The organism is Neogemmobacter tilapiae, assembly GCF_014652215.1.
Lineage (GTDB): Bacteria > Pseudomonadota > Alphaproteobacteria > Rhodobacterales > Rhodobacteraceae > Neogemmobacter > Neogemmobacter tilapiae.
Window position 1 is genome coordinate 38,485 of the sequence record NZ_BMYJ01000004.1, and the last position, 20,696, is coordinate 59,180.

Here is a 20,696-nt window from a genome sequence, read left to right on the forward strand (position 1 = left end):
GGTGAACGGGGGGGAAGCCCATGCAGACCATGACGGATAACCCGATGCGGACGCAATTGCCGCAAGTGGCCCATGCGCGGAACCCCGGCATGGCGCTGGATCTGGATTGGGTGGCGGCGGTGCAGGCCAACACCTCGGCCATCGAACGGCGGGCGGCGAGCTTGCCGGGGCGACGGTCGGTGAAAAAGGAATTTCAGGCGGCGTGGCTGTTGAAGGCGATCAGCCTGATCGACCTGACGACTTTGTCGGGCGATGATACGGTGGGCCGCGTCCAGCGGCTGTGCGCAAAAGCGCGGCAGCCGGTTCGGGCGGAAATGCTGGAGGCCCTGGGGATGCCGGGCCTGACGACAGGCGCGGTTTGTGTCTATCACGAGATGGTGGAAACCGCCGTGCGGGCGCTGGAGGGGACGAATATCCCGGTGGCGGCGGTCAGCACTGGGTTTCCGGCGGGGCTGTCGCCGTTTCATCTGCGGATCGCGGAAATTGGCGAGAGCGTGAAGGCAGGGGCGCGGGAAATCGACATCGTGATTTCGCGGCGTCATGCGCTGACGGGCAACTGGCAGGCGCTATATGGCGAAATGGCGGAAATGCGGGCGGCCTGCGGCGAGGCGCATGTGAAGGCTATTTTGGCGACGGGCGAACTGGGTTCGTTGCGGAACGTGGCGCGGGCGTCTTTGGTTTGCATGATGGCTGGGGCGGATTTCATCAAGACCTCGACCGGCAAGGAATCGGTGAACGCGACCTTGCCGGTGTCCTTGGTGATGATCCGGGCGATCCGGGAGTATGAGGCGCGGACGGGGTTCAAGGTGGGCTACAAACCGGCGGGTGGGATTGCCAAGGCCAAGGATGCCTTGGTTTACCTTTCGTTGATGAAGGACGAATTGGGCCATCCTTGGCTGCAACCGGACCTGTTCCGCTTTGGGGCCTCGTCGCTGTTGGGCGATATTGAGCGGCAGTTGGAACACCATCTGACGGGGCGTTATTCGGCGGGCTACCGCCATGCGATGGGGTAGGGCAATGCCCCCCCTCCCCATCCCTCCCCCACGGGGGGGGGGGGGAGGGGGGCACTTCGTTCCCGGCGAAGTGAGACGGAAATTCGGGGCCTCCCCTCCCCTCGTGGGAGGGGCCGGGGGAGGGGGCCAGACTTCGGAGAATGAGAATGAACATCCGCGAGATTTTCGACAGCATGGATTACGGCCCCGCCCCCGAAGGCAGCAGCGAAGCCTTGGCTTGGATCGCCAATCACAAGGGCCGCTTTGGCCATTGGGTGGGCGGGCGTTTCACCGCGCCGGGCGAAACCTTCGCCACCCGGAACCCGGCGAATGGCCAGGTTCTGGCCGAGGTGACGCAGGGCAGTGCGGCGGATGTGGATGCGGCAGTGAAGGCGGCGCGGGGCGCGCAGGCGAAATGGGCGCGGATGCCGGGCTTTGAGCGGGCGAAGGTGCTGTATGCGCTGGCGCGGTTGGTGCAGAAAAATGCGCGGCTGCTGGCGGTGCTGGAAACGCTGGACAACGGCAAGCCCATCCGCGAGGCCCGCGACATCGACATCCCGCTGGTCGCGCGGCATTTCTATTATCATGCTGGGCTGGCGCAGTTGCTGGACGCGGAACTGCCGGGGATGGAGGCTTTGGGCGTTTGTGGCGCGGTGATCCCGTGGAATTTTCCGCTACTGATGCTGGCCTGGAAAGTGGCCCCGGCCTTGGCAGCGGGGAATACCGTGGTGCTGAAACCCGCCGAATACACGCCGCTGACGGCGCTGTTGTTTGCGGAGTTGTCGGTGCAGGCGGGGCTGCCGAAAGGTGTTCTGAACATCGTCACGGGTGACGGGGCGACGGGGGCGGCCTTGGTGGACCACCCGGATGTGAACAAGATTGCCTTTACGGGCAGCACCAGCGTTGGCAAGAAAATCCGCGCGGCGACGGCGGGGACGGGCAAGGCGTTGACTTTGGAGCTGGGTGGGAAATCCCCCTATATCGTCTTTGACGATGCCGATCTGGATTCGGCCATCGAGGGCTTGGTGGATGCCATCTGGTTCAATCAGGGGCAGGTCTGCTGTGCCGGTTCGCGCCTGTTGGTACAGGAAGGCGTGGCGGAACGTTTCCATGAAAAACTGAAGCGGCGGATGGGTGATCTGCGGGTGGGCGATCCGCTGGACAAATGCATCGACGTGGGGGCGGTGGTCGATCCGGTGCAATTGGAGACGATCACCCGGCTGGTGGAGGCGAGTGACGGCGAGAAATTCCGCGCGCCCTGTGCGTTGCCCGAGGGCGGCTGTTTCTGTCCGCCGACACTGATCACCGGGCTTTCGGCGGCCAGCCCTCTGATGCAGGAAGAGATTTTTGGGCCCGTTCTGGTATCGATGACCTTCCGCACACCCGCCGAGGCGGTCGAACTGGCGAACAACACGCGCTATGGTCTGGCGGCGACGGTCTGGACCGAGAATGTGAACCTTGCGCTGGATATCGCGCCGAAAATCAAGGCGGGCGTCGTCTGGGTCAATGCGACCAACCTGTTCGATGCGGCGGCGGGCTTTGGTGGGGTGCGGGAAAGCGGTTTCGGGCGCGAAGGCGGATGGGAAGGCTTGCTGGCCTATCTGAAGCCTTCGGGTCAGACCAAACCGCTGAAACCGGTGGCCGCCGTGGCGGCCCCAAGCGAGCCGCTGGTCGAAGGCATCGACCGCACGGCCAAACTGTTCATCGGCGGCAAGCAGGCGCGGCCGGATGGGGGCTATTCGCAAGCCATCTATTCGGCGAAGGGCAAGCTGCTGGGGCAGGTGGGGATTGGGAACCGGAAGGACATTCGCAACGCGGTCGAGGCGGCGCATGCGGCGAAAGGCTGGGGCAAGGCCACGGGAGCTTTGCGGGGGCAGGTGCTTTATTATCTGGCGGAAAATCTTTCGGCGCGGGCCAGTGAATTTGCCGGGCGTTTGCGCGATCTGACGGGGCGTTCGGGCGAGGAGGAGGTGCAGACCGCCATCCGCCGCCTGTTCACCTATGCCGCCTGGGCCGACAAATACGATGGGGCGGCGAAATCCGTGCCCTTGCGCGGTGTCGCCTTGGCGATGAACGAACCCTGCGGCGTTGTTGGCATCATTGCGCCGGATGAATCCCCCGTGTTGGGCGCGATCAGCCTTTTGGCCCCCGCCATCGCGATGGGGAACACTTGTGTTCTGGTGCCCTCATCCGTGGCCCCACTCGCCATGACCGACTTCTATCAGGTGCTGGAAACCTCGGACGTTCCCGGCGGTGTCATCAACATCGTGACCGGACCGCATGGCGAACTGGCGAAAACGCTGGCCGGGCATATGGATGTCGATGCGGTCTGGTGCTTTGGGGCAGGGGCCTTGTCGAAAACGGTGGAAAGCGAAGCGGCGGGGAACGTGAAACGCACTTGGGTCAACCATGGGCAGGCCACCGATTGGGCCACAGCGGAAGGTCCCGCCTTCCTGCGCGCCGCGACCGAGGTCAAGACGATCTGGGTGCCTTACGGCGAGGGTTGATCACCACATGGTCGCGGCAGCGCGGACGGGCCAAGCGGCATCATAGGCGGCCCCGTCAATGCCGCCTTCGGTGATTTCGCGCAGCATGTCGCCCACTGTGGGCAGACCTTCCGCCCGGTTTTCACCGGACCAAAGCTGCGAGCGGATCAGGGCGCGGGCGCATTGGGAATAGGCTTCCTGAACGGTGATCAGGGCGACCGTCCGGGGCTGGGCAGCACCGCGGGCAAAGCTGGAAAGCAGTTCAGGATCGGCGGACAAAATTGCCCGCCCGTTCACCCGGATCACATTGTTTGATCCTTGCACAAAGAACATCAGGCTGACCCGCCCGTCCCGCACGATGTTGCGCAAGCTGTCGATCCGTTCGTTGCCCTTCCAATCGGGCAACGCCAGCGTCTGGGCATCCAGCACCCGCACGACAGGCCCATCATCGCCGCGCGGGCTGGCATCGGTGCCCTCGGGCCCCACGGTGGTCAGCACGCAAAAATGCGCGCGTTCCACAAAGGTGCGATAGGCGGGGGTCAGGAAGGGCGTGACCTTGACGGTCGCGGCTTGGCCCGGCTGGCCGTAGAGCGCTTCCAAAGCCTCAACCGAACGGATTTCCATCACTTTGCCTTTTTGGGTTTCGGTTTGGGGGCAGGCAGGTCTGCGGCGACGGCCCGCAAGACCTTCGCCATCAGATCGCCATCGTCCAAGGCGGCGTCGATCAGCAGATGCGGCTTGGCACCGGGGTAGGGCGGCCCCATCGCGTTGTTTTCCAACAGGGCCAAGGCCCCCGGTGTCGGCTTGACGAAAAGGGTATCGTCACAGATCAGGGCCACAACTTTGCCATCCAGATAGATCGCGTATTCACCGAACATCTTGCGCAGCGAAAGCGGGCCAGCGCCTGAGATCTGATCCAGAATGCCTTCGGCCACCTGTGCGGATGTGCCCATTAAACCCCCTTGAAGCCCGCCTCGGCCATCAGCCGATCCGAGGCCCCTTCGACCTGAGCTTCCACGGTTTTCGTGAAATTTTCATGATCCAGCCCGGGTTCGATCACTGGCAGGAATTCGATCACCGCCGTACCGCGTTTGCGCAAAAGGCTGCGCTTGGGCCAGAAGACACCAACATTCGTCGCCACCGGCACGCAGGGCTGGCCCAACTGCCCATAAATCACAGCCGCCCCGATCTTGTAGGGGGCCTTGACCCCCGGCGCGATGCGGGTGCCTTGCGGATAGATCACCAACTGGCTGGGCAGGTCGCCCCCGGCTTTGGCATCGGCCACCATCTTAAGGATCGCAGCACCCTTTTTGCCCCGGTCCACCGGAATGCAGCCGACCCTCAGGGCAAACCAGCCCAGAACCGGCGCATAGACCAGTTCTTTCTTCATCACAAAGCGGGGGCGGGGCACGGCGGCAAAGATCAGCAGGATGTCAAAGAAGGACTGGTGTTTCGCGGCCAGCATCACCGCGCCTTGGGGTATCGGCCCGCGGATTTCGGATTTCAGGCCGACCAGAAGGCGGGCGGAAAAGATGACCCAGCGGCAGAAAAGCTTGCAGGCGGCCATGGCCCCATTGGGCGAAAGCAGTGCCCAAGGCAGGAAGATCAGCCCGATCAATGCCATCGCCAGATACATCTGGACAACAAAAATCAGCGACAGAATCCATTGTAGAAGGATCATGGCAGGCCTCTTAACCGATTGAACGCCGCCAAGCGCGTGGCGACATAGGCGACCACGGCCGCCGCAATGGGCAGGGCCAAGGGATAGGCCCATTCGATACCTTGAAAGCCGAGGCCTGTGAGGAACCCGCCTTCGGTTTCAGCCCCCGGCAGCAGGGCCACCGCCAGCATTCCGAAAATCGCGCCCAAACCGGCGCCCAACAGCGCCCGGAGGGTAAAGCGCCGCACAAAGGCGCGGGCGATATAGGCATCGCGCGCACCCACCAGCCGCAAGACGCGGATCACTTGGGCATTGGCGGAAAGGGCGGCATGGGCGGCCAAGGTGATCATCGCGGCCATCGCGCCGCCAATCAGCAGGATCGACACCTGCCCCAGCAGACGCAGCCGCCCGGCGGCCACGACCAAGGGTTGCCGCCAGCGGCCATGATCGTCCAGCACCGCGCCGGGTGCCTCGGCGGACAGGCGTTGCCGCAAGCCTTCGGCATCAAAGCCTTGTCCGGCAGAGGTCACCTCGATCAGGCGCGGCAAGGGCAGGTCTTCGACCGGAAGATCGGCCCCGAACCACGGGGCCAGCAGTTTTTGTTGTTCATCGTCGGTGAGTGCCCGCGCCTCGGCAACCCCGGGGGTCGTCGCCAGCACGTTCAGAACCGCCTGGGTCTGAAACTCCATCTGGTCGGGCGGGGCCGCGATGCGGATGGTCGCGGTGTTCGACAAGGCCTCTTGCCAGCGTTCGGCCAAGCGGCCTGCGGCCAGCGACAGCGCCAGCGCAAAGACCGCCAGAAAGACCATGACCCCGGCGGTGAAGGAGGTTAGCCAGGCGGTATGCCCGGTCTGCGGCACGATGCGGTCGGTCGGCCCATCCTTGCGCGCCATCACAGATCGGCCCCCGCCGCTTGCAGCCGTTTGTCACGGATGCGCAGAACGCGCGCATTCACCTGTTGCTTGGCCGCGCGGATCAGGTTCATGTCATGCGTCGCCACGAGGATGGTCTTTCCCATGCGGTTCAATTCCACCAGCAGGGCGAGCAGGCGCTGGGACATGTCCCAGTCAAGGTTCCCGGTCGGTTCATCCGCCAGCAAGACATCGGGCGAGGTGATGACCGCCCGCGCCAAGGCGGCCCTTTGCCTTTCGCCACCTGAAAGCGTGGGGGGCAGGGCATCGGCCAGACCGCCCAGTCCAACCCAGGCCAAAAGTGCGGATAGATCGTCCAGCTCGTTCCCCCGCCCTGCGACGGTCAGCGGCAAGGCGACATTTGTGGCCAGGGGAAGATGATCAAGAAACTGGCAATCCTGATGGACAACGCCCATCCGCCGACGGGCTATGGCTAATTCGTCCCTTTTCATGTCTTTGACATTACGATCAAATATCGTGACGCGGCCCGTTGTCGGTTTGAGCTCGCCATAGCAGAGTTTCAGGAATGTCGACTTCCCCGTGCCCGAGGGGCCGGTCAAAAAGTAGAAGCTGCCCGCAGCAAGGGTCAGGTTGACGTCCGTCAACAGCGGCTCGGGGCCGTAGGCATAGCTGACTTGTTCCAGCGCGATCACGGGGCGGGTGTTCCTGACATGGAAAACGGCCCGAAAGGCCGCCTGTGCCGTTGCATCCTTGCCCAATCCTTGCGGCGGATTCAATCGCATGATGCGGATAAGTCTGGCAAAGTCTTCAAGGATTTGGTTAGGATGGGTAAAACAAACGATTGAGGCTGGTCGAAAAGGGCCGGTCGGACGGGGTGGGGGCAACGACAATGCGACTGATATGCCCGAATTGCGAGGCGCAATACGAAGTCGCCGACAATGCGATCCCGGTCGGTGGCCGGGATGTGCAATGTTCGAATTGCAGCAACACGTGGTATCAAATGCCCTTGGGGGCCAATGGAACGGCGCCGGCGGGGCGGGCGATGGCGGCACCGGCGAAGGCTGCGGTGACGGCCAAAGCGGAACCCGTAAAGCGCGAAGCGGCGCAGACCCCGACCTCGGAGCCGGTGGCGGAAAAGCCAAAGGCCCCGCGGAAGCCAAAGGCCGAGCCGCCTGCCGTCGCAGAGGCTGCTGCGGCAGAAACGCCGCCTGCGACAGAGGAGCTGGCACCACCTAAAATCGACAAAGGCGTTCTGGACGTTCTGCGCGAAGAGGCTGAACGGGAAGCCGCCAAGCGCAAGGCCGATGCCGAGGCGGCCGAGGCGCAGGCCCGGGCGGCTGAAGCAGAGGCTAAGGCGGCGGCGGATGCCTTGGCGGCTGCGGTGGCCGCGACAGCGGCCAGTGCAGCGCCGACCCTCGCGGTTGTGCCGGACCCGGTCGAGGCGGTGGAAGGGGAAACGCCAGCCGCGGCACCCTCGTCGGCGGTCGCCAAATTGCAGGCGGCGATTGCCAGCAAACCGAGCCAGATCGAAGACAAGGCCGACAATCAAGCCAAGGAAACGGCGACCGATGCGGCGATTGCCGCCGCAGTGGCCGCTTCGTTGCATGATGATCCCGCTGCGGCCAGCCGCCAAGGCAAAGGGCGTGAATTGCTGCCCGATATTGAAGAGATCAAGTCGAGCCTGCGATCGGCCAGCGATGACGGGGCTGAAGATGCCGATGGCGAAGAGGCCGACCCAGAAGTGGTGGCTGAGCGGCGTCAAGGTTTCCGGCGTGGTTTCATGACGATGCTGCTGCTTGGTATTCTTCTGACATCGGCCTACGTTTCGGCCCCGCGTATTGTCGCGCTGATCCCGGCCAGTGAAGGCGCGATGAGCGGCTATGTCGCGGCTGTCGATTCGGCGCGCTTATGGTTGGATCGCTTGATCCGTCAGGCGACGACCAGTTTGGAAGGCGATTCCTAGTCTGGCCCATATTCTTTGTTTAAGAGCCCCGCCTTTTGGGCGGGGTTTTGTGTTTTAGAACAGGTCAAGCAGCCGCTTTAGATAGTCGCGTTCCTGATCGGGCCTTGCCTGTTCGCCTGAACGGCGACGGATTTCATCCAGCAGCTCCTGCGCGCGGCGATAGATGTCGTCGCCCTGAACCATGTTTCGGTCCGAACCGATCCGCGCGCCTTCGTCACGTTCCCGGCCCAGCGGATCCAACGCGCTGTTCGGGTCAGCCCGACCCTGCGGCTCGCCTTCGCCATTTTCCACGGGATCGTTCTGCGCCATAGCATTGCCAAGCTGCCGCAAGCCGTCGCGGAGGGATTCCATCGCTTCGGCCTGACGGTCCAGCGCGCCGGACAGATCGCCGCGCCGCAGGGCCTCTTCGGCGTCATCCATCGCGCGGCCAGCTTCTTCCAACTGCCGCCGGGCCGCGTCGCCCTCTTCTGTGCCCTGACCGGGAAGAACATCGTCCCGCAGCCCGCTCATCCGGTCACGCAATTCCTGCTGCCGTTCGGCCAGCGACCGGTCGTCACGGCCCTCACCCTCGCCATCCTGCCCGCTTTGCGGCTGCCCCGGGCGTTCGCCGTTCTGGCCCTGCTGGTCTTCCTGACCTTGGTTGCCTTCCTCGCCTTGCGGCCCCTGCTGCAATTCGCGGAACGAATCGTCCGACAAATCTTGCTGATCCCGCAAAGTGTCTTGCAGATCGCGCATCGCCTCGCCGCCCGGACCCTGCGGACCACCTTGCCCTTGGCCTTCGGTGAATTGCAGGTTTTCCATCAGGTCGCGAAGGGCCTCCATGATTTCGGCGGCATCCGCCGTCCGCCCCTCTTCAAGCGCCTTCTTCAGCTCTTCCATCATCTGCTGAATTTGATCTTGGGTGACCGTATTGCCTTGCTGACCGGGCGATTGCTGCATTTCCGAAGGATCGCGCGGCTTGTTCGCCAGTTCCTGCATGTACTCCTTCATCGCCTGATCCAGCTCACGCATCAGCTCGTCGATTTCCGACTGATCCGCCCCGCGCTTGATCGCCTCGTCCAGCCGGTCCTGCGCCCTTTGCAGACGTTCCAAGGCGGATTGCAGGTCCCCCTCTTCCACCATCAGCGCGATTTCCCACAATTCCGCCGCCAGTTCGTCGCGCTTTTCCGGCGTCATATCGGATTTGACCGCGTCCAGCTTGCGCAGGAACACCCGCAGCCGCAGCGCCGCCTTGTCGTTGCGGATCAGGGTCTCCGGCTTGTAGGTCACGGCCCGCAAGATCTGCATCGCCCTTGGCCCGTTGGCCCGGTTCCACAAAAGATCGCGGCGCATTTCCACCAAGGCGGCGGCGAGCGGGTCAAAAAAGCGTTTCCCCGTCAGCACGGCGCTGAAGGGTTCGCTTTGCCCAATCTGCCCCGCGGCATCTGTCACGGAAAGCGAGACGGTGACCGGCAGGTTTGCAAAGGGATGGGTCGAAAAATCGTCCATCAGGGCTTCTTCAAAATCGGTCCGCTTGCCCGAAATCGGCATCGGCAGGTCGATGACCAAGGGTTCGCGTGCCTCGGGTTCGATGGCCAGACCAAAGCGGCGGTCCATTGCCGCCATGTCGGGCGCAATGGTCGCCGTGCCGCTGGTGACGCCATAATCATCCTGCGCCTTGAAGGGCAGGCGCATCTGGCCATTGCGTTCGCGGGTGATCTCGCCCGCCTGTTGCACGCTGGGCATTCCGTCGGGCTGGGCAGACACTTGCCACTCGCGCCCGTTATCGCCTGCAATGCGGATCACCCCGCTTTGCCGCACCTCAAATTCCTGCGCGGCTTCGCTGGCAGGTGGCGGGTTCAGCGCGGCGGAGACGGTTTCTGTCAGCGTCAGATCGCCCGGCTCGCCATAAAGCCGGACCTGCACCTTGGTGCCGACCGGGAGTTCCACATCGCCGGCGGGAATGTCATTCAGATAAAGCGACGGCTTGCCGGTATAGCCGGGGGGGCTGGCCCAGCCTTCCCATGCGGGCCCGGCCATGCCCGCGACGGCGGGGCCGATGCCCAGGGGTGGCACATTCGCGGCGCGCCAGAGGGAACCAAAGATCAGCGCCACGGCCAGCAGGGTCAGCGCCATATAGCGCAGACCGAACGGGTCACGGCTGGCCAAATTCAGGTCGGGCTGCACGGGTTTTGCCCCTGCGGCCACCCGTGCCATGCGGGCGCGGTGCGCCTGCCAGACGGCGACCGAAGCCGCATCATTGCGCCCGATGATCTGATCATCGGTCAGGGCGGCCAAGGGACGGCCGGGCAGGGCACTGTCGAGCCGGGCCAGGGCGTCGCTGCGGGCAGGCTTGCGGAACATGCGCCAGCCGCGCCAAAGGGCCCAGAGGCTGCCCAGCATGGCCAGCACGACACCGGACCAGAAAACTTCCAGTGGCATCTGATCTTGCAGCCCGAAGGCCAGCGGGGCCAGGGCTGTAAACAGGATCGACCAAAGCGGCCAGAAGGCCCGCGCGAAACGTTCCGCCCAAAGCCCCACCCAGGTCAGCCGCAGGGGCCAACGGATGTCGGGCAACATCGGGTCAGGGCTTTTCTCGCGCATTCGCCTGCCTTTTCCGGGCCTTAACGCCCTTGTCGTCTTACAGCCATTCGGGAAGCTTATCGCGGTTCAACATCTCGTCATAGGTCGGACGTTCCCGGATGACGGCGAATTGATCCCCTTTCACCAGCACTTCCGGGATCAGGGGCCGTGAATTGTATTCCGACGACATCACCGCACCATAGGCCCCGGCCGAACGGAAGGCGATCAGATCACCCGGCCCGGCGGGCGGCAGGCTGCGCTGTTTGGCAAAGGTATCGCCGGTTTCGCAGACCGGCCCCACCACGTCATAATCCTGCTGTTCGGTGCCCGCTGCCGGTTCCAGGACCGGCACAATGTCATGATGCGCGCCATACATTGAGGGGCGGACCAAATCGTTCATCGCGGCGTCAAGAATCAGGAAATCGCGGCCTTCGCCCTGTTTCAGATAGATGACGCTGCTGACGAGCAAACCGGCGTTGCCGGAAATCAGGCGGCCCGGTTCAATCTCAATCTCGCAGCCCAGATGGCCCACGGTGCGCTTGATCAGCGCGCCATAGTCCGAGGGCAGGGGCGGGGCCTCGTTCGAACGGGTGTAGGGGATGCCCAGACCGCCGCCCAGATCCAGCCGGTCAATTTGATGGCCCGCCGCACGCAGGGCCAGCGTCAAGTCGGCGACCTTGTTATAAGCGGCCTCAAACGGTTCCAGATCGGTCAGCTGGCTGCCGATATGCACGTCGATGCCGACGATTTGCAGGCCGGGCAGGCGGGCGGCTTCGGCGTAAACCTCCAAGGCGCGGGCGATGGGGATGCCGAATTTGTTTTCCTTTTTGCCGGTGGCGATTTTCTCATGGGTTTTCGCGTCCACGTCCGGGTTCACGCGGATGGTGATTGGGGCCTTGACGCCTAGGCTGCTGGCCATTTCGGACAGCGCCCGCATTTCAGGTTCGGATTCGACGTTGAACTGGCGGATGCCGCCCTCCAGCGCCAGCCGCATTTCGGCGCGCGTCTTGCCGACGCCCGAAAACACGATCTTGTCCCCCGGCACACCGGCGGCCTTGGCGCGCAGATATTCGCCTTGCGAGACCACATCCATCCCTGCGCCCAAGTCGGCCAGAACCTTGAGGACGGCGACATTGGACAAGGATTTGATCGCAAAGCACACCTGATGCGGCAGGGGGGAAAGCGCCTCGGTAAACAGGTGATAATGCCGCGTCAGGGTCGCTGTCGAATAGACATAGAACGGGGTTCCGACACGGGCTGCGATCTCGGTCAGGGGCACATCCTCGGCATGAAGCACGCCGTTGCGGTAAAGAAAGTGATCCATGCGAAACCCCTGTTTTCCCGCCCTATAACACCCCCCGCTTTCTCGGACCAGAGACCGCTGAACAGCGCCCCCCACCCCTAACCCCTCCCCACAAGGGGGAGGGGAACGTGCCCACTGTCACAGGCACCCCCTTATGATCAACGCGCCCCCCCTCCCCCTTGTGGGGAGGGGACGGGGGTGGGGGCTTTGCCAAAGGTCAAGGCCATAGGGGTAAAAATGGCAAAAATGTGGCAGTTTCTCAATTTCATATATATTTCAATTAGATAATCAGAATTTCACGCGTGAAAGGGGCCAGTCTGGACGCAGAAAAGCCCCCTAGCCCAGCCTCACCCCCGCTTCGCCTCGATCACTTCCCAGATCTTGGCCGCGGTGTTCGTGCCGTCAAAGCGCTCCAATTCCTGAATCCCGGTGGGCGAGGTCACGTTGATTTCGGTCAGCCAATCGCCGATCACGTCGATGCCGACGAAAATCTGGCCCTTTTCGCGCAGAACCGGCCCGATCCGCGCGCAAATCTCTAGGTCTCGCGCCGTCAGCCCCACCTTTTCCGGACGCCCCCCGGCGTGCATGTTCGACCGGGTTTCCCCCGCCTGCGGCACCCGATTGATGGCCCCCACAGCCTCACCATTCACCAGAATCACCCGCTTGTCGCCCTTTTCCACGGCGGCCAGGAATTTCTGCACGATCAAGGGTTCGCGGTTGATGCCGGTGAACAGCTCGTAAAGCGAGGCGAGGTTCCTGTCGTTCGGATCGAGCCGGAACACCCCCGCGCCGCCATTGCCATAGAGCGGTTTCAGGATGATGTCGCCATGCCGCGCCTTGAAGTCGCGGATGGTTTGCAGATCGCGCGCAATGGCGGTGGGCGGCGTCAGATCGGGGAAGCGCAACACCAACAGTTTTTCGGGCGAATTGCGCACCCAGAAAGGGTCATTCACCACCAGAACCTTGGGCTGGATCATTTCGAGCAGATGGGTGGTGGTGATATAGGACATGTCAAAGGGCGGATCCTGCCGCAGCCAGACCACGTCCATCTCGGCCAGATCAACCTCGGTCTCTGGCCCATAGCTGACATGGTTTCCAACCTCACGCCGCAGGGTGATTGGGAAGCCCCGCGCCATCACCCGGCCTTCGACAAAGGCCAGTTTGTCGGCTGTGTAAAAGAACAGCGAATGCCCCCGCGCCTGCGCCTCAAGCCCGATGCGGAAGGTGCTGTCCCCGTTGATGTTGACCGACCCGATCGGGTCCATCTGCAACGCCACTTTCAAAGCCATGTCCGTCCTCACGATCAAACGGCCTTCTTGATGGCGCGTTTGTTGGCGACATGCAATGAACCCTGTGGTTCAGGCGGCGAAGGCGTTTTCCAGAATTTCGATGCGGCCCTGCCCATCGACCAGGGCCACGTCAAAGCGCGAGGGCGTCAATTGCCCCGCCGGTTCACCCGCCAGAAATTCCGAAGCGGCGGCATAGATCCGCCCCATCTGGCGTGTGGTCAGATGTTCGGCGGCCAGGGCGTGGGTGGCGCTTTGCTTCACCTCAATGAAGATGACCTCGGCCCCGTTGCGGGCGACGATGTCAATTTCGCCCGCGGTGCCGCGCCAGCGCTGCGCCGCTACCGAACGCCCCGAACGTTCATAAAACTGCACAACAGCGGATTCCGCCGCGACCCCGGCCTGATAGGCCCTTTGCCCCCGCAATTGCCATGTCATTCGCTGCGCCCTTTCGCCAAAGCCGCCTTGTAGACCTGCCCGCGTGGCAGACCCGTTTCCGCCGTCACCTGCGCCACGGCGTCCTTGACAGATAGGCTGACCAAAGCCCGGTCCAAAGCCCCGTCAAGATCAACGAGCGTGTCGCCTGGCTCCATCCGATCCACCAGAACCACGATTTCACCCTTAACATCCCGATCCGCGAAGGCCGCCGTCACCTGGCCGACCGGCCCGCGCGTCACCTCTTCGAATCTTTTGGTCAGTTCCCGGCATACCACGACGTTCCTGTTTTGCCCCCATTCTTCGCACATCTCGGTTAACAGACGGTGGATGCGTTTGGGTGATTCGAAGAGGATCAGCGTGGCGGGGATTTTGCCCATCTCTTGCAGGAAGCTGCGGCGCGCGCCCTGTTTGTCCGGGGGAAAACCCGCAAAGAGAAAGCGGTCGCTGGGCAGGCCCGAGAGGGTGAGGGCGGCCAGAACGGCGGAGGGGCCGGGGGCGGTGTGGACGGGGAGACCCTCGGCAATGGCGGCGCGGCCGAGTTGAAAGCCGGGGTCGGAGACAAGGGGGGTTCCGGCGTCGGAGGCGTAGGCCACAACCTTGCCCGCCTTGAGGTCGCCAATCAGGCGGGGAACGATCTGGGGGGCATTGTGGTCGTGATAGGCAAGGACCGGCCGACCGTTCAGGGGCACGCCGTGGATCTCCATCAGGTGCCGCAGGGTGCGGGTGTCTTCGGCGGCAAGCACATCGGCGGTGGCCAGAATATCCAAGGCGCGCAAGGTGATATCCCGGGCGGCGCCAATGGGCGTGGCCACGAAATACAGGCCCGGCGGTGGGCGCTGGGGGTTCAGCTTTGTTTCGTCCATTGGTCCCAATCGCCCTGTCATGCGTTTACTTTGGTCGGCGTTCCGCCTAGTTTGCGGGCCGACAACACCGCCCTTCCAAAGATAAGGACGCCCGATGTTCCCGTTTTTGACCAAGCTCCGCAAGTCTGCGGCCCGGCTTTTCCTGACCTTTGGCCTGATGGGCCTTGCGGCGGCCTGCACGCCGACCGCTGGCCCCGGCCCTGTCACGGGCAAAGGCGGTGCCGTGACGGTGGCGCTTTTGGTGCCTTCGGGTTCGGGCAATGCCTCGGATGAGGCTTTGGCTGTGGCGATGCAAAACGCCGCGCGGTTGGCGATGGCCGATCTGGGTGGGGTGAAGATTGATCTGAAGGTCTATTCGACATCGAGCACCGAGGCGGGGGCCGCCGATGCCGCAACGCGGGCGGTGGCCGAGGGGGCACAGATCATTCTGGGGCCGCTGCGGTCAGGCGAATCGAATGCAGCGGCGAAGGCCGTGGCGGCGAATGGGGTGAATGTTCTGTCTTTCTCGAACAACCCGTCGATTGCCGGGGGGAACCTGTTCGTGCTGGGGACGACGTTCCAGTCGAGCGCCAACCGGCTGGCCAGCTATGCGGCGCGGCAGGGCATCGGCAAGGTCATGATCGTGCATGACAAAAGCGCGAGCGGCGAGGCCGGGCGCGTGGCGATCCAGTCGGGTATTCAGCGGGCTGGGATCAGCGCGGTGGGCACCGGCAGCTATGAATTTTCGCAGAACGGCATCGTGCAAGCGGTGCCTGAACTGGCCAAGACCGCCAAGGCGGGCGGGGCGCAGGCGGTGTTCCTGACCGCCGAATCGGCGGGGGCCTTGCCCTTAGTGTCGCAGCTTTTGCGCGACAACGGGCTGAACCCGGCCGAGGTGCGGTTCATCGGGATCACGCGTTGGGATGTGCCGCCGCAGACGGCAGCACTGCCCAGCCTGCAGGGCGGTTGGTTCGCGCTGCCCGATCCGGGGCGGATGCAGCAGTTCCAGACCCGCTATGCAGCAGCCTATGGTCAGCCGCCGTTGGCGCTGTCGGAGCTGGCCTATGACGGGATGGCGGCGATTGGGGCCTTGGCCGGGCGGAGCAATGGCGGGCCAATTGATGCGGCCTCGTTGACGCAGGGGGCGGGTTTTGCCGGTGTGGCGGGGGTCTTCCGGCTGCGGGGCGATGGGACGAATGAAAGGGGTCTGGCTGTGGCGCAGATCCAGAACAACCAGGTGACCGTGATTGACCCCGCGCCCAACAGCTTTGGCGGTGCCGGGTTCTGACCCGGCCCGCGCCGTTAACCCGGACAGCCTGATCCTGCCCGCCGCCGAGATCATCGATCCGGCGGCGTTGATCCGGGCGATTGACATGGATCTGGGCAAGGGGGGCAGTGCCCGCCCTGTGATTGTGCAGCATCTGAATGCGGCGCGACAGGCGGGGAATGCGGCCCTGGCGGCGGCCTTTATGAAAGACCCAAGGCGGGCGCGGCGGATGGTGCGGTCGCAGGCGCATCTGACGGATGGGCTGGTGCAGATCGCCCTGCATGCGGTGATCATCCATATCCATCCTTTGCCAAGTGCGACGGCGGGGGAGCGGCTGTCGGTGCTGGCTGTGGGGGGCTATGGCCGGGCGGAAATGGCGCCGCAGTCGGATGTGGATCTGCTGTTCCTGACGCCTTGGAAGCTGACGCCTTGGGCGGAATCGGTGATTGAAAGCCTGCTCTATATCCTGTGGGATCTGAAGCTGAAGGTGGGGCATTCCAGCCGGACGGTGAAGGATTGCCTGCGTCTGGGGCGGGAAGACATCACAATCAGGACGGCGCTGTTGGAGCATCGCTATATTGCGGGCGACCGGGCCTTGGAAAAGGAGCTGGACGACAAGCTTTGGTCGGAATTGTTCCGCAACACGGGGAAAGATTTCATCGAGGCAAAGCTGGCCGAGCGGGGAGAGCGGCACAAGCGGCAGGGGGGACAGCGCTATGTGCTGGAGCCGAATGTCAAGGAAGGCAAGGGCGGGCTGCGCGACCTGCAAACGCTGTATTGGATCGGGAAATACCTGAACCGGGTGCCGGATTCGGCGGGCTTGGTGGGGGTGGGTCTGCTGACCGCCGAGGAATATGCGACATTCGAGAGGGCCGAGGATTTTCTTTGGGCGGTGCGCTGCCATCTGCATCTGATTGCGGGGCGGGCGATGGACCAGCTGACCTTTGACTTGCAGGTCGAGGTCGCCGAACGGATGGGTTATCGCGATGCCGGGGGGCGGCGGGCGGTGGAAATCTTTATGCAGGACTATTTCCGCCATGCGACGCGTGTGGGGGAATTGACGCGGGTTTTCCTGACGGAACTGGAAGCGCGGCATGCGAAACCCGAGGCGCGGCTGTCGGGGTTTTTCCGGCGAACAAAGAAGGTGGCAAAGGGCTTTGTGCTGGTGCAGGGCCGGATTGATGTGAAGGATCCGCAGGCCTTTCTGGCGGACAAGCTGAACCTTTTGCGGGTGTTTGAGGAAGCCTTGCGTTCGGGCTATTTGCTGCACCCGAACATCATGCGTCTGATTGCGGCCAATCTGGATCTGTTTGACGAGGAATTGCGCGACAGTGCCGAGGCGCAGGAAATCTTTCTGAACCTGCTGTTAAAGCATGGGAACCCGGAACGGGCCCTGCGGCGGATGAATGAATTGGGGGTTCTGGGGGCGTTCATCCCGGAATTCGAACCCATCGTCGCCATGATGCAGTTCAACGTCTATCACCATTATACGGTGGACGAACACATCATCCAGACGATCAGCACGCTGGCGCAGATTGAACGGGAAGAGCTGCCCGAGGAATTGCCGGTGGCGACGGGCATCCTGAAGGCGGGGGTGAATCGGAGGGTGCTGTATGTGGCGCTGCTGACGCATGACATCGGCAAGGGGCGGCCTGAGGATCATTCGATCATCGGGGCGCAGATCTCGCGCCGGGTGGCGCTGCGTCTGGGGCTTTCGGAGGAAGAGACGGACACGGTGGAATGGCTGGTGCGCTATCACCTGCTGATGTCCGATGTGGCGCAAAAGCGGGATATTTCCGACCCGCGGACGGTGCGGGATTTCGCGCGGGCGGTGACGTCGAAGGAGCGGTTGGACCTTTTGACGGTGCTGACGGTCTGCGACATTCGCGGGGTGGGACCGGGGACGTGGAACAACTGGAAGGCCATGCTGCTGCGGCAGCTTTACATGGACACGAAGGCGACGCTGGAAGGCGGGCTGGAAAGTGTCACCCGCGAACAGCGCGAGGATGAAGCGAAACGCCTATTGGGGGCGGCCTTGGGTGATTGGGGCGATGCGGCCTTGGTTGCGGAAATGGGGCGACACTATCCGCCCTATTGGCAGGGGCTGACGACCGACACGCAGGCGGTCTTTGCGCGGCTTTTGGACAATCTGCCGGAAAACGAAATCCGGATCGACCTGCACCCGGAGCCTGCGCGCGATGCGACAAGGGCCGCTTTTGCGCTGGTGGACCATCCGGGCATTTTCTCGCGGTTGGCAGGGGCCTTGGCCTTGGTGGGCGCAAACGTGGTGGATGCGAAAACCTATACGTCGAAGGATGGCTATGCGACGGCGGTGTTCTGGGTGCAGGACAGCGAGGGGAAACCCTATGAACTGGCCCGTCTGCCACGCCTGCGGCAGATGATCGAAAAGACGCTGAAGGGCGAGGTGGTGGCGCGTGAGGCGCTGAAGGACCGGGACAAGGTGAAAAAGCGGGAACGCGAGTTCCGCTTTCCGACGCATGTCAGTTTCGACAATGAGGGGTCGGAGATTTACACGATCATCGAGGTGGACACGCGTGATCGGCCCGGTCTGCTGTATGATCTGACGCGGACCTTGGCTGCGAACAACATCTATATCGCCAGCGCGGTGATTGCGACCTATGGGGCGCAGGTGGTGGACACCTTCTATGTGAAGGACATGTTCGGGCTGAAGATGCACCAGAAGCATCGGCAAGAGGCGTTGGAGAAAAAGCTGCGGCAGGCGATTGCCGAGGGCGCGGAACGGGCCAGCGCATGAGCAGCGGGCGGATGATCCGCAACATCCTGACCTTGGGCGGCTGGACGCTGGTGTCGCGCGGGGCGGGGCTGTTCCGCGAATTGATGATGGCGGCCTATCTGGGGGCGGGGCCGGTGGCCGATGCCTTTAACGTGGCCTTTTCCCTGCCGAACATGTTCCGCCGGTTCTTTGCGGAAGGGGCGTTCAATCAGGCCTTTGTGCCGCTTTATGCGAAAAAGCTGCAAGCGGGTGAGGATGCGGAAGAATTCGCGCAGAACGCCTTTGCGGGGATGACGGGGTTCCTGATTGTCTTTTCCGTGCTGGGCACCTTGGCGATGCCTTGGCTGGTTTGGGCGATGGCGGCGGGTTTTGTTGGCGATGCGCGGTTTGATCTGGCGGTGGACTTTGGGCGCATCACGTTCTGCTATATCGGCTTTATCTCGCTGTTTGCGCTGCTTTCGGGGATTTTGAACGCGCATGGGCGGTTTGCGGAAAGCGGCTTTGTGCCGGTGCTGATGAATGTCGTGTTCATCGCGGCGATACTTTTGGCGGCGCAGATGGGTTGGGACATGGGGCTGACGCTGGCCTGGACCGTGCCCCTGACGGGCGTCGCGCAACTGGGCTGGACGCTTTATGCCGCGCGGCAGATGGGGTTTCGGCCCCGGTTGATGTGGCCGCGCATGACGCCCGATTTCCGGCATCTGCTGGTGATCATGGGGCCCGCCTTGCTGGCGGGCGGGGTGGTGCAGATCAATCTGCTGGTGTCGCGGCAGGTGGCCTCGGGCACCGAGGGCGCGATTTCGTGGTTGGTCTATGCGGATCGGCTGTATCAACTGCCCTTGGGCGTGGTGGCGATTGCGGTGGGGACGGTGCTTTTGCCCGAACTGTCGCGCCGCCTGCGCGCAGGCGATGCAGAGGGGGGGCGCGAGGCCTTTAACCGGGGCACGGAATTTGCGTTGTTCCTGACGCTGCCTGCGGCGGTGGCGCTGGTGGTGCTGGCCTATCCGATCACGCAAGTCCTGTATCAGCGCGGCGCTTTCGGGGCCGAGGATACGGCGGCGACGGCGCTGGCCTTGGCGATCTATGGAGCGGGGCTTCCGGCCTTTGTGCTGCACAAGGTTTTGCAGCCTTTGTATTACGCGCGAGAGGATACCAAGCGCCCCTTCCGCTATGCGGTCTGGTCGATGGTGGCGAATGCGGGGCTGGCCTTTGGCCTTATGCCGCTGGTCGGCTTTTCGGCGGCGGCCTGGGCCACGACGATTGCCGGTTGGACCATGGTTCTGCAACTGTGGTGTGGGGCAAAGGGCATGGGGCCGGAGGCCGCTTTTGATGCCCGTTTCAAAGCGCGGCTTTGGCGGATCGTGCTGGCCGCGCTGGGGATGGGGGCCGTGCTTTATGCGGCGACCTATGGTCTATCGCAGGCGCTGACATCGCCCGGTTTGCGCTATGCGGCGCTGGGCGGCTTGGTGGCGTTGGGCATTGTCAGCTATTTCGTGTTGGGCTTTGTGCTGCGGGCCTATCGGCTGTCAGAATTGAAGGGGTTGCGGCGGGGCTAGTTACCGCCGCCGCATCCGCCGCAGCGCGCCTTGCCAGCCACCGGGCACCAGAATTGCCGTCAGGGCAAAGCCGATGCCAAAGCCCACCAGATCGGCGACCCAATCCCATTGCCATTCAAACAGCAGGCGGAACAGGATCTGAATCCCCATCAGGAAACCGATCATCAGAAAGGCCGATTGCTGCGGCCCGTTGCGAATGACGAGGCGTGACCAAAGGGCAAAGGTAAAGGCGCCCACCAGACCGAACACACCGGGCGAGGCCCCGACGAGTGCGAGGTCGGTAAAGGGCAGGATGCCATATACCATTGCCGCCCCGATGCTGGCCCCCAGAAACACGACCAGAACAAAGACGGGGCGCATCACCTCGGCCACCCACTTGCCCAAGGCCAGCGTCAGGGCCACCGAAAAGGCGGTGTCGATGAAACCGTAATGCACCAAGGGATAGCCCAAGGCGCGCTGCCCGACCTCATCCCACCATTGTCCCGTCGCCAGCGCTTGGCGCAGGATTTCGGGGGCAAAGGCCAGTTTGTCAAAGGCCAGCACCCGCCAGCCAATCGCCTCACGTCCGCCGGCAAGGCCGTTTTCGCCCAGTTGCAGGGTCAGCTCCATCGCGATCATCGGCAGGCAGATGACCCAAACGACCCAAGGCAGGGCATTAAAGGGCGCTTCACCGGAACCTTGCTGCATCATTCCCTTTCCACCCCCGCCATTGAC

General features: G+C 63.3%; 17 protein-coding genes. 6 read left to right on the forward strand and 11 right to left on the reverse strand.

The window, feature by feature from the left end; genetic code table 11:
- Window positions 1-29 precede the first annotated feature (29 nt).
- On the forward strand, window positions 30-1,013 hold the full coding sequence (gene deoC / locus IE095_RS06980) for a deoxyribose-phosphate aldolase (protein WP_373295405.1): 984 nt from the start codon (window positions 30-32) through the stop codon (window positions 1,011-1,013).
- 146 nt (window positions 1,014-1,159) lie between these two features.
- Complete coding sequence (locus tag IE095_RS06985) at window positions 1,160-3,499, forward strand: aldehyde dehydrogenase family protein (protein WP_189411233.1); 2,340 nt, start codon at window positions 1,160-1,162, stop codon at window positions 3,497-3,499.
- Here IE095_RS06985 and IE095_RS06990 read toward each other — a convergent pair whose 3' ends face one another.
- Genes IE095_RS06990 through IE095_RS07010 form a run of 5 tightly spaced genes read right to left on the reverse strand, consistent with a single transcriptional unit; the run spans window position 3,500 to window position 6,702 of the window.
- Window positions 3,500-4,102, reverse strand: coding sequence for a pyridoxamine 5'-phosphate oxidase family protein (locus IE095_RS06990; RefSeq protein ID WP_189410927.1), 603 nt, complete (start codon window positions 4,100-4,102; stop codon window positions 3,500-3,502).
- Complete coding sequence (locus tag IE095_RS06995; RefSeq protein ID WP_189410928.1) at window positions 4,102-4,431, reverse strand: TfoX/Sxy family protein; 330 nt, start codon at window positions 4,429-4,431, stop codon at window positions 4,102-4,104. Before IE095_RS06995 ends, IE095_RS06990 begins: the two co-directional genes overlap by 1 nt.
- Window positions 4,431-5,159 carry a lysophospholipid acyltransferase family protein gene (locus IE095_RS07000; protein ID WP_189410929.1) on the reverse strand — a complete coding sequence of 243 codons (729 nt, stop codon included), beginning with the start codon at window positions 5,157-5,159 and terminating at the stop codon, window positions 4,431-4,433. Before IE095_RS07000 ends, IE095_RS06995 begins: the two co-directional genes overlap by 1 nt.
- A complete protein-coding gene (locus IE095_RS07005) occupies window positions 5,156-6,031 on the reverse strand; it encodes a cell division protein FtsX (protein WP_189411235.1) in 876 nt (291 codons plus the stop codon). The genes IE095_RS07000 and IE095_RS07005 overlap by 4 nt, the downstream gene beginning before the upstream one ends.
- Window positions 6,031-6,702 (reverse strand): cell division ATP-binding protein FtsE, encoded by a 672-nt coding sequence (locus IE095_RS07010; RefSeq protein WP_189411234.1) that lies wholly within the window; start codon window positions 6,700-6,702, stop codon window positions 6,031-6,033. The genes IE095_RS07005 and IE095_RS07010 overlap by 1 nt, the downstream gene beginning before the upstream one ends.
- Before the next feature lie 197 nt (window positions 6,703-6,899).
- Here IE095_RS07010 and IE095_RS07015 point away from each other — a divergent pair, with 197 nt between their 5' ends.
- Window positions 6,900-7,973, forward strand: coding sequence for a zinc-ribbon domain-containing protein (locus IE095_RS07015; protein ID WP_229804603.1), 1,074 nt, complete (start codon window positions 6,900-6,902; stop codon window positions 7,971-7,973).
- Between the two features lie 54 nt (window positions 7,974-8,027).
- Here IE095_RS07015 and IE095_RS07020 read toward each other — a convergent pair whose 3' ends face one another.
- The 5 genes from IE095_RS07020 to rsmI all read right to left on the reverse strand — a co-directional run bounded on the left by IE095_RS07020 (window position 8,028) and on the right by rsmI (window position 14,446).
- Window positions 8,028-10,556: a DUF4175 domain-containing protein gene (locus IE095_RS07020; RefSeq protein ID WP_189410931.1), complete on the reverse strand. Its 2,529-nt coding sequence runs from the start codon at window positions 10,554-10,556 to the stop codon at window positions 8,028-8,030.
- 37 nt (window positions 10,557-10,593) lie between these two features.
- Window positions 10,594-11,859: a diaminopimelate decarboxylase gene (gene lysA, locus IE095_RS07025; RefSeq protein WP_189410932.1), complete on the reverse strand. Its 1,266-nt coding sequence runs from the start codon at window positions 11,857-11,859 to the stop codon at window positions 10,594-10,596.
- Between the two features lie 326 nt (window positions 11,860-12,185).
- Window positions 12,186-13,127: a glutathione synthase gene (gene gshB / locus IE095_RS07030; RefSeq protein ID WP_189410933.1), complete on the reverse strand. Its 942-nt coding sequence runs from the start codon at window positions 13,125-13,127 to the stop codon at window positions 12,186-12,188.
- Window positions 13,128-13,196: 69 nt separating this feature from the next.
- Complete coding sequence (locus IE095_RS07035) at window positions 13,197-13,562, reverse strand: YraN family protein (RefSeq protein WP_373295401.1); 366 nt, start codon at window positions 13,560-13,562, stop codon at window positions 13,197-13,199.
- Window positions 13,559-14,446 (reverse strand): 16S rRNA (cytidine(1402)-2'-O)-methyltransferase, encoded by an 888-nt coding sequence (rsmI, locus tag IE095_RS07040; RefSeq protein WP_189410934.1) that lies wholly within the window; start codon window positions 14,444-14,446, stop codon window positions 13,559-13,561. Before rsmI ends, IE095_RS07035 begins: the two co-directional genes overlap by 4 nt.
- Window positions 14,447-14,519: 73 nt before the next feature.
- Here rsmI and IE095_RS07045 point away from each other — a divergent pair, with 73 nt between their 5' ends.
- From IE095_RS07045 to murJ, 3 genes are read left to right on the forward strand one after another with little or no spacing between them, the layout of a single operon-like run.
- On the forward strand, window positions 14,520-15,692 hold the full coding sequence (locus IE095_RS07045; RefSeq protein WP_189410935.1) for a penicillin-binding protein activator: 1,173 nt from the start codon (window positions 14,520-14,522) through the stop codon (window positions 15,690-15,692).
- The gene (locus IE095_RS07050; protein WP_373295402.1) at window positions 15,652-18,447 is read left to right on the forward strand and encodes a [protein-PII] uridylyltransferase; all 2,796 of its coding nucleotides are present in this window, start codon (window positions 15,652-15,654) and stop codon (window positions 18,445-18,447) included. Before IE095_RS07045 ends, IE095_RS07050 begins: the two co-directional genes overlap by 41 nt.
- Entirely contained in the window at window positions 18,444-19,982 is a 1,539-nt protein-coding gene (gene murJ, locus IE095_RS07055) for a murein biosynthesis integral membrane protein MurJ (RefSeq protein WP_189410936.1), read from the forward strand. Before IE095_RS07050 ends, murJ begins: the two co-directional genes overlap by 4 nt.
- Here the strand turns inward: murJ and IE095_RS07060 are convergent, their stop codons facing one another.
- Complete coding sequence (locus tag IE095_RS07060) at window positions 19,983-20,672, reverse strand: rhomboid family intramembrane serine protease (protein ID WP_229804605.1); 690 nt, start codon at window positions 20,670-20,672, stop codon at window positions 19,983-19,985.
- Window positions 20,673-20,696: the final 24 nt, after the last annotated feature.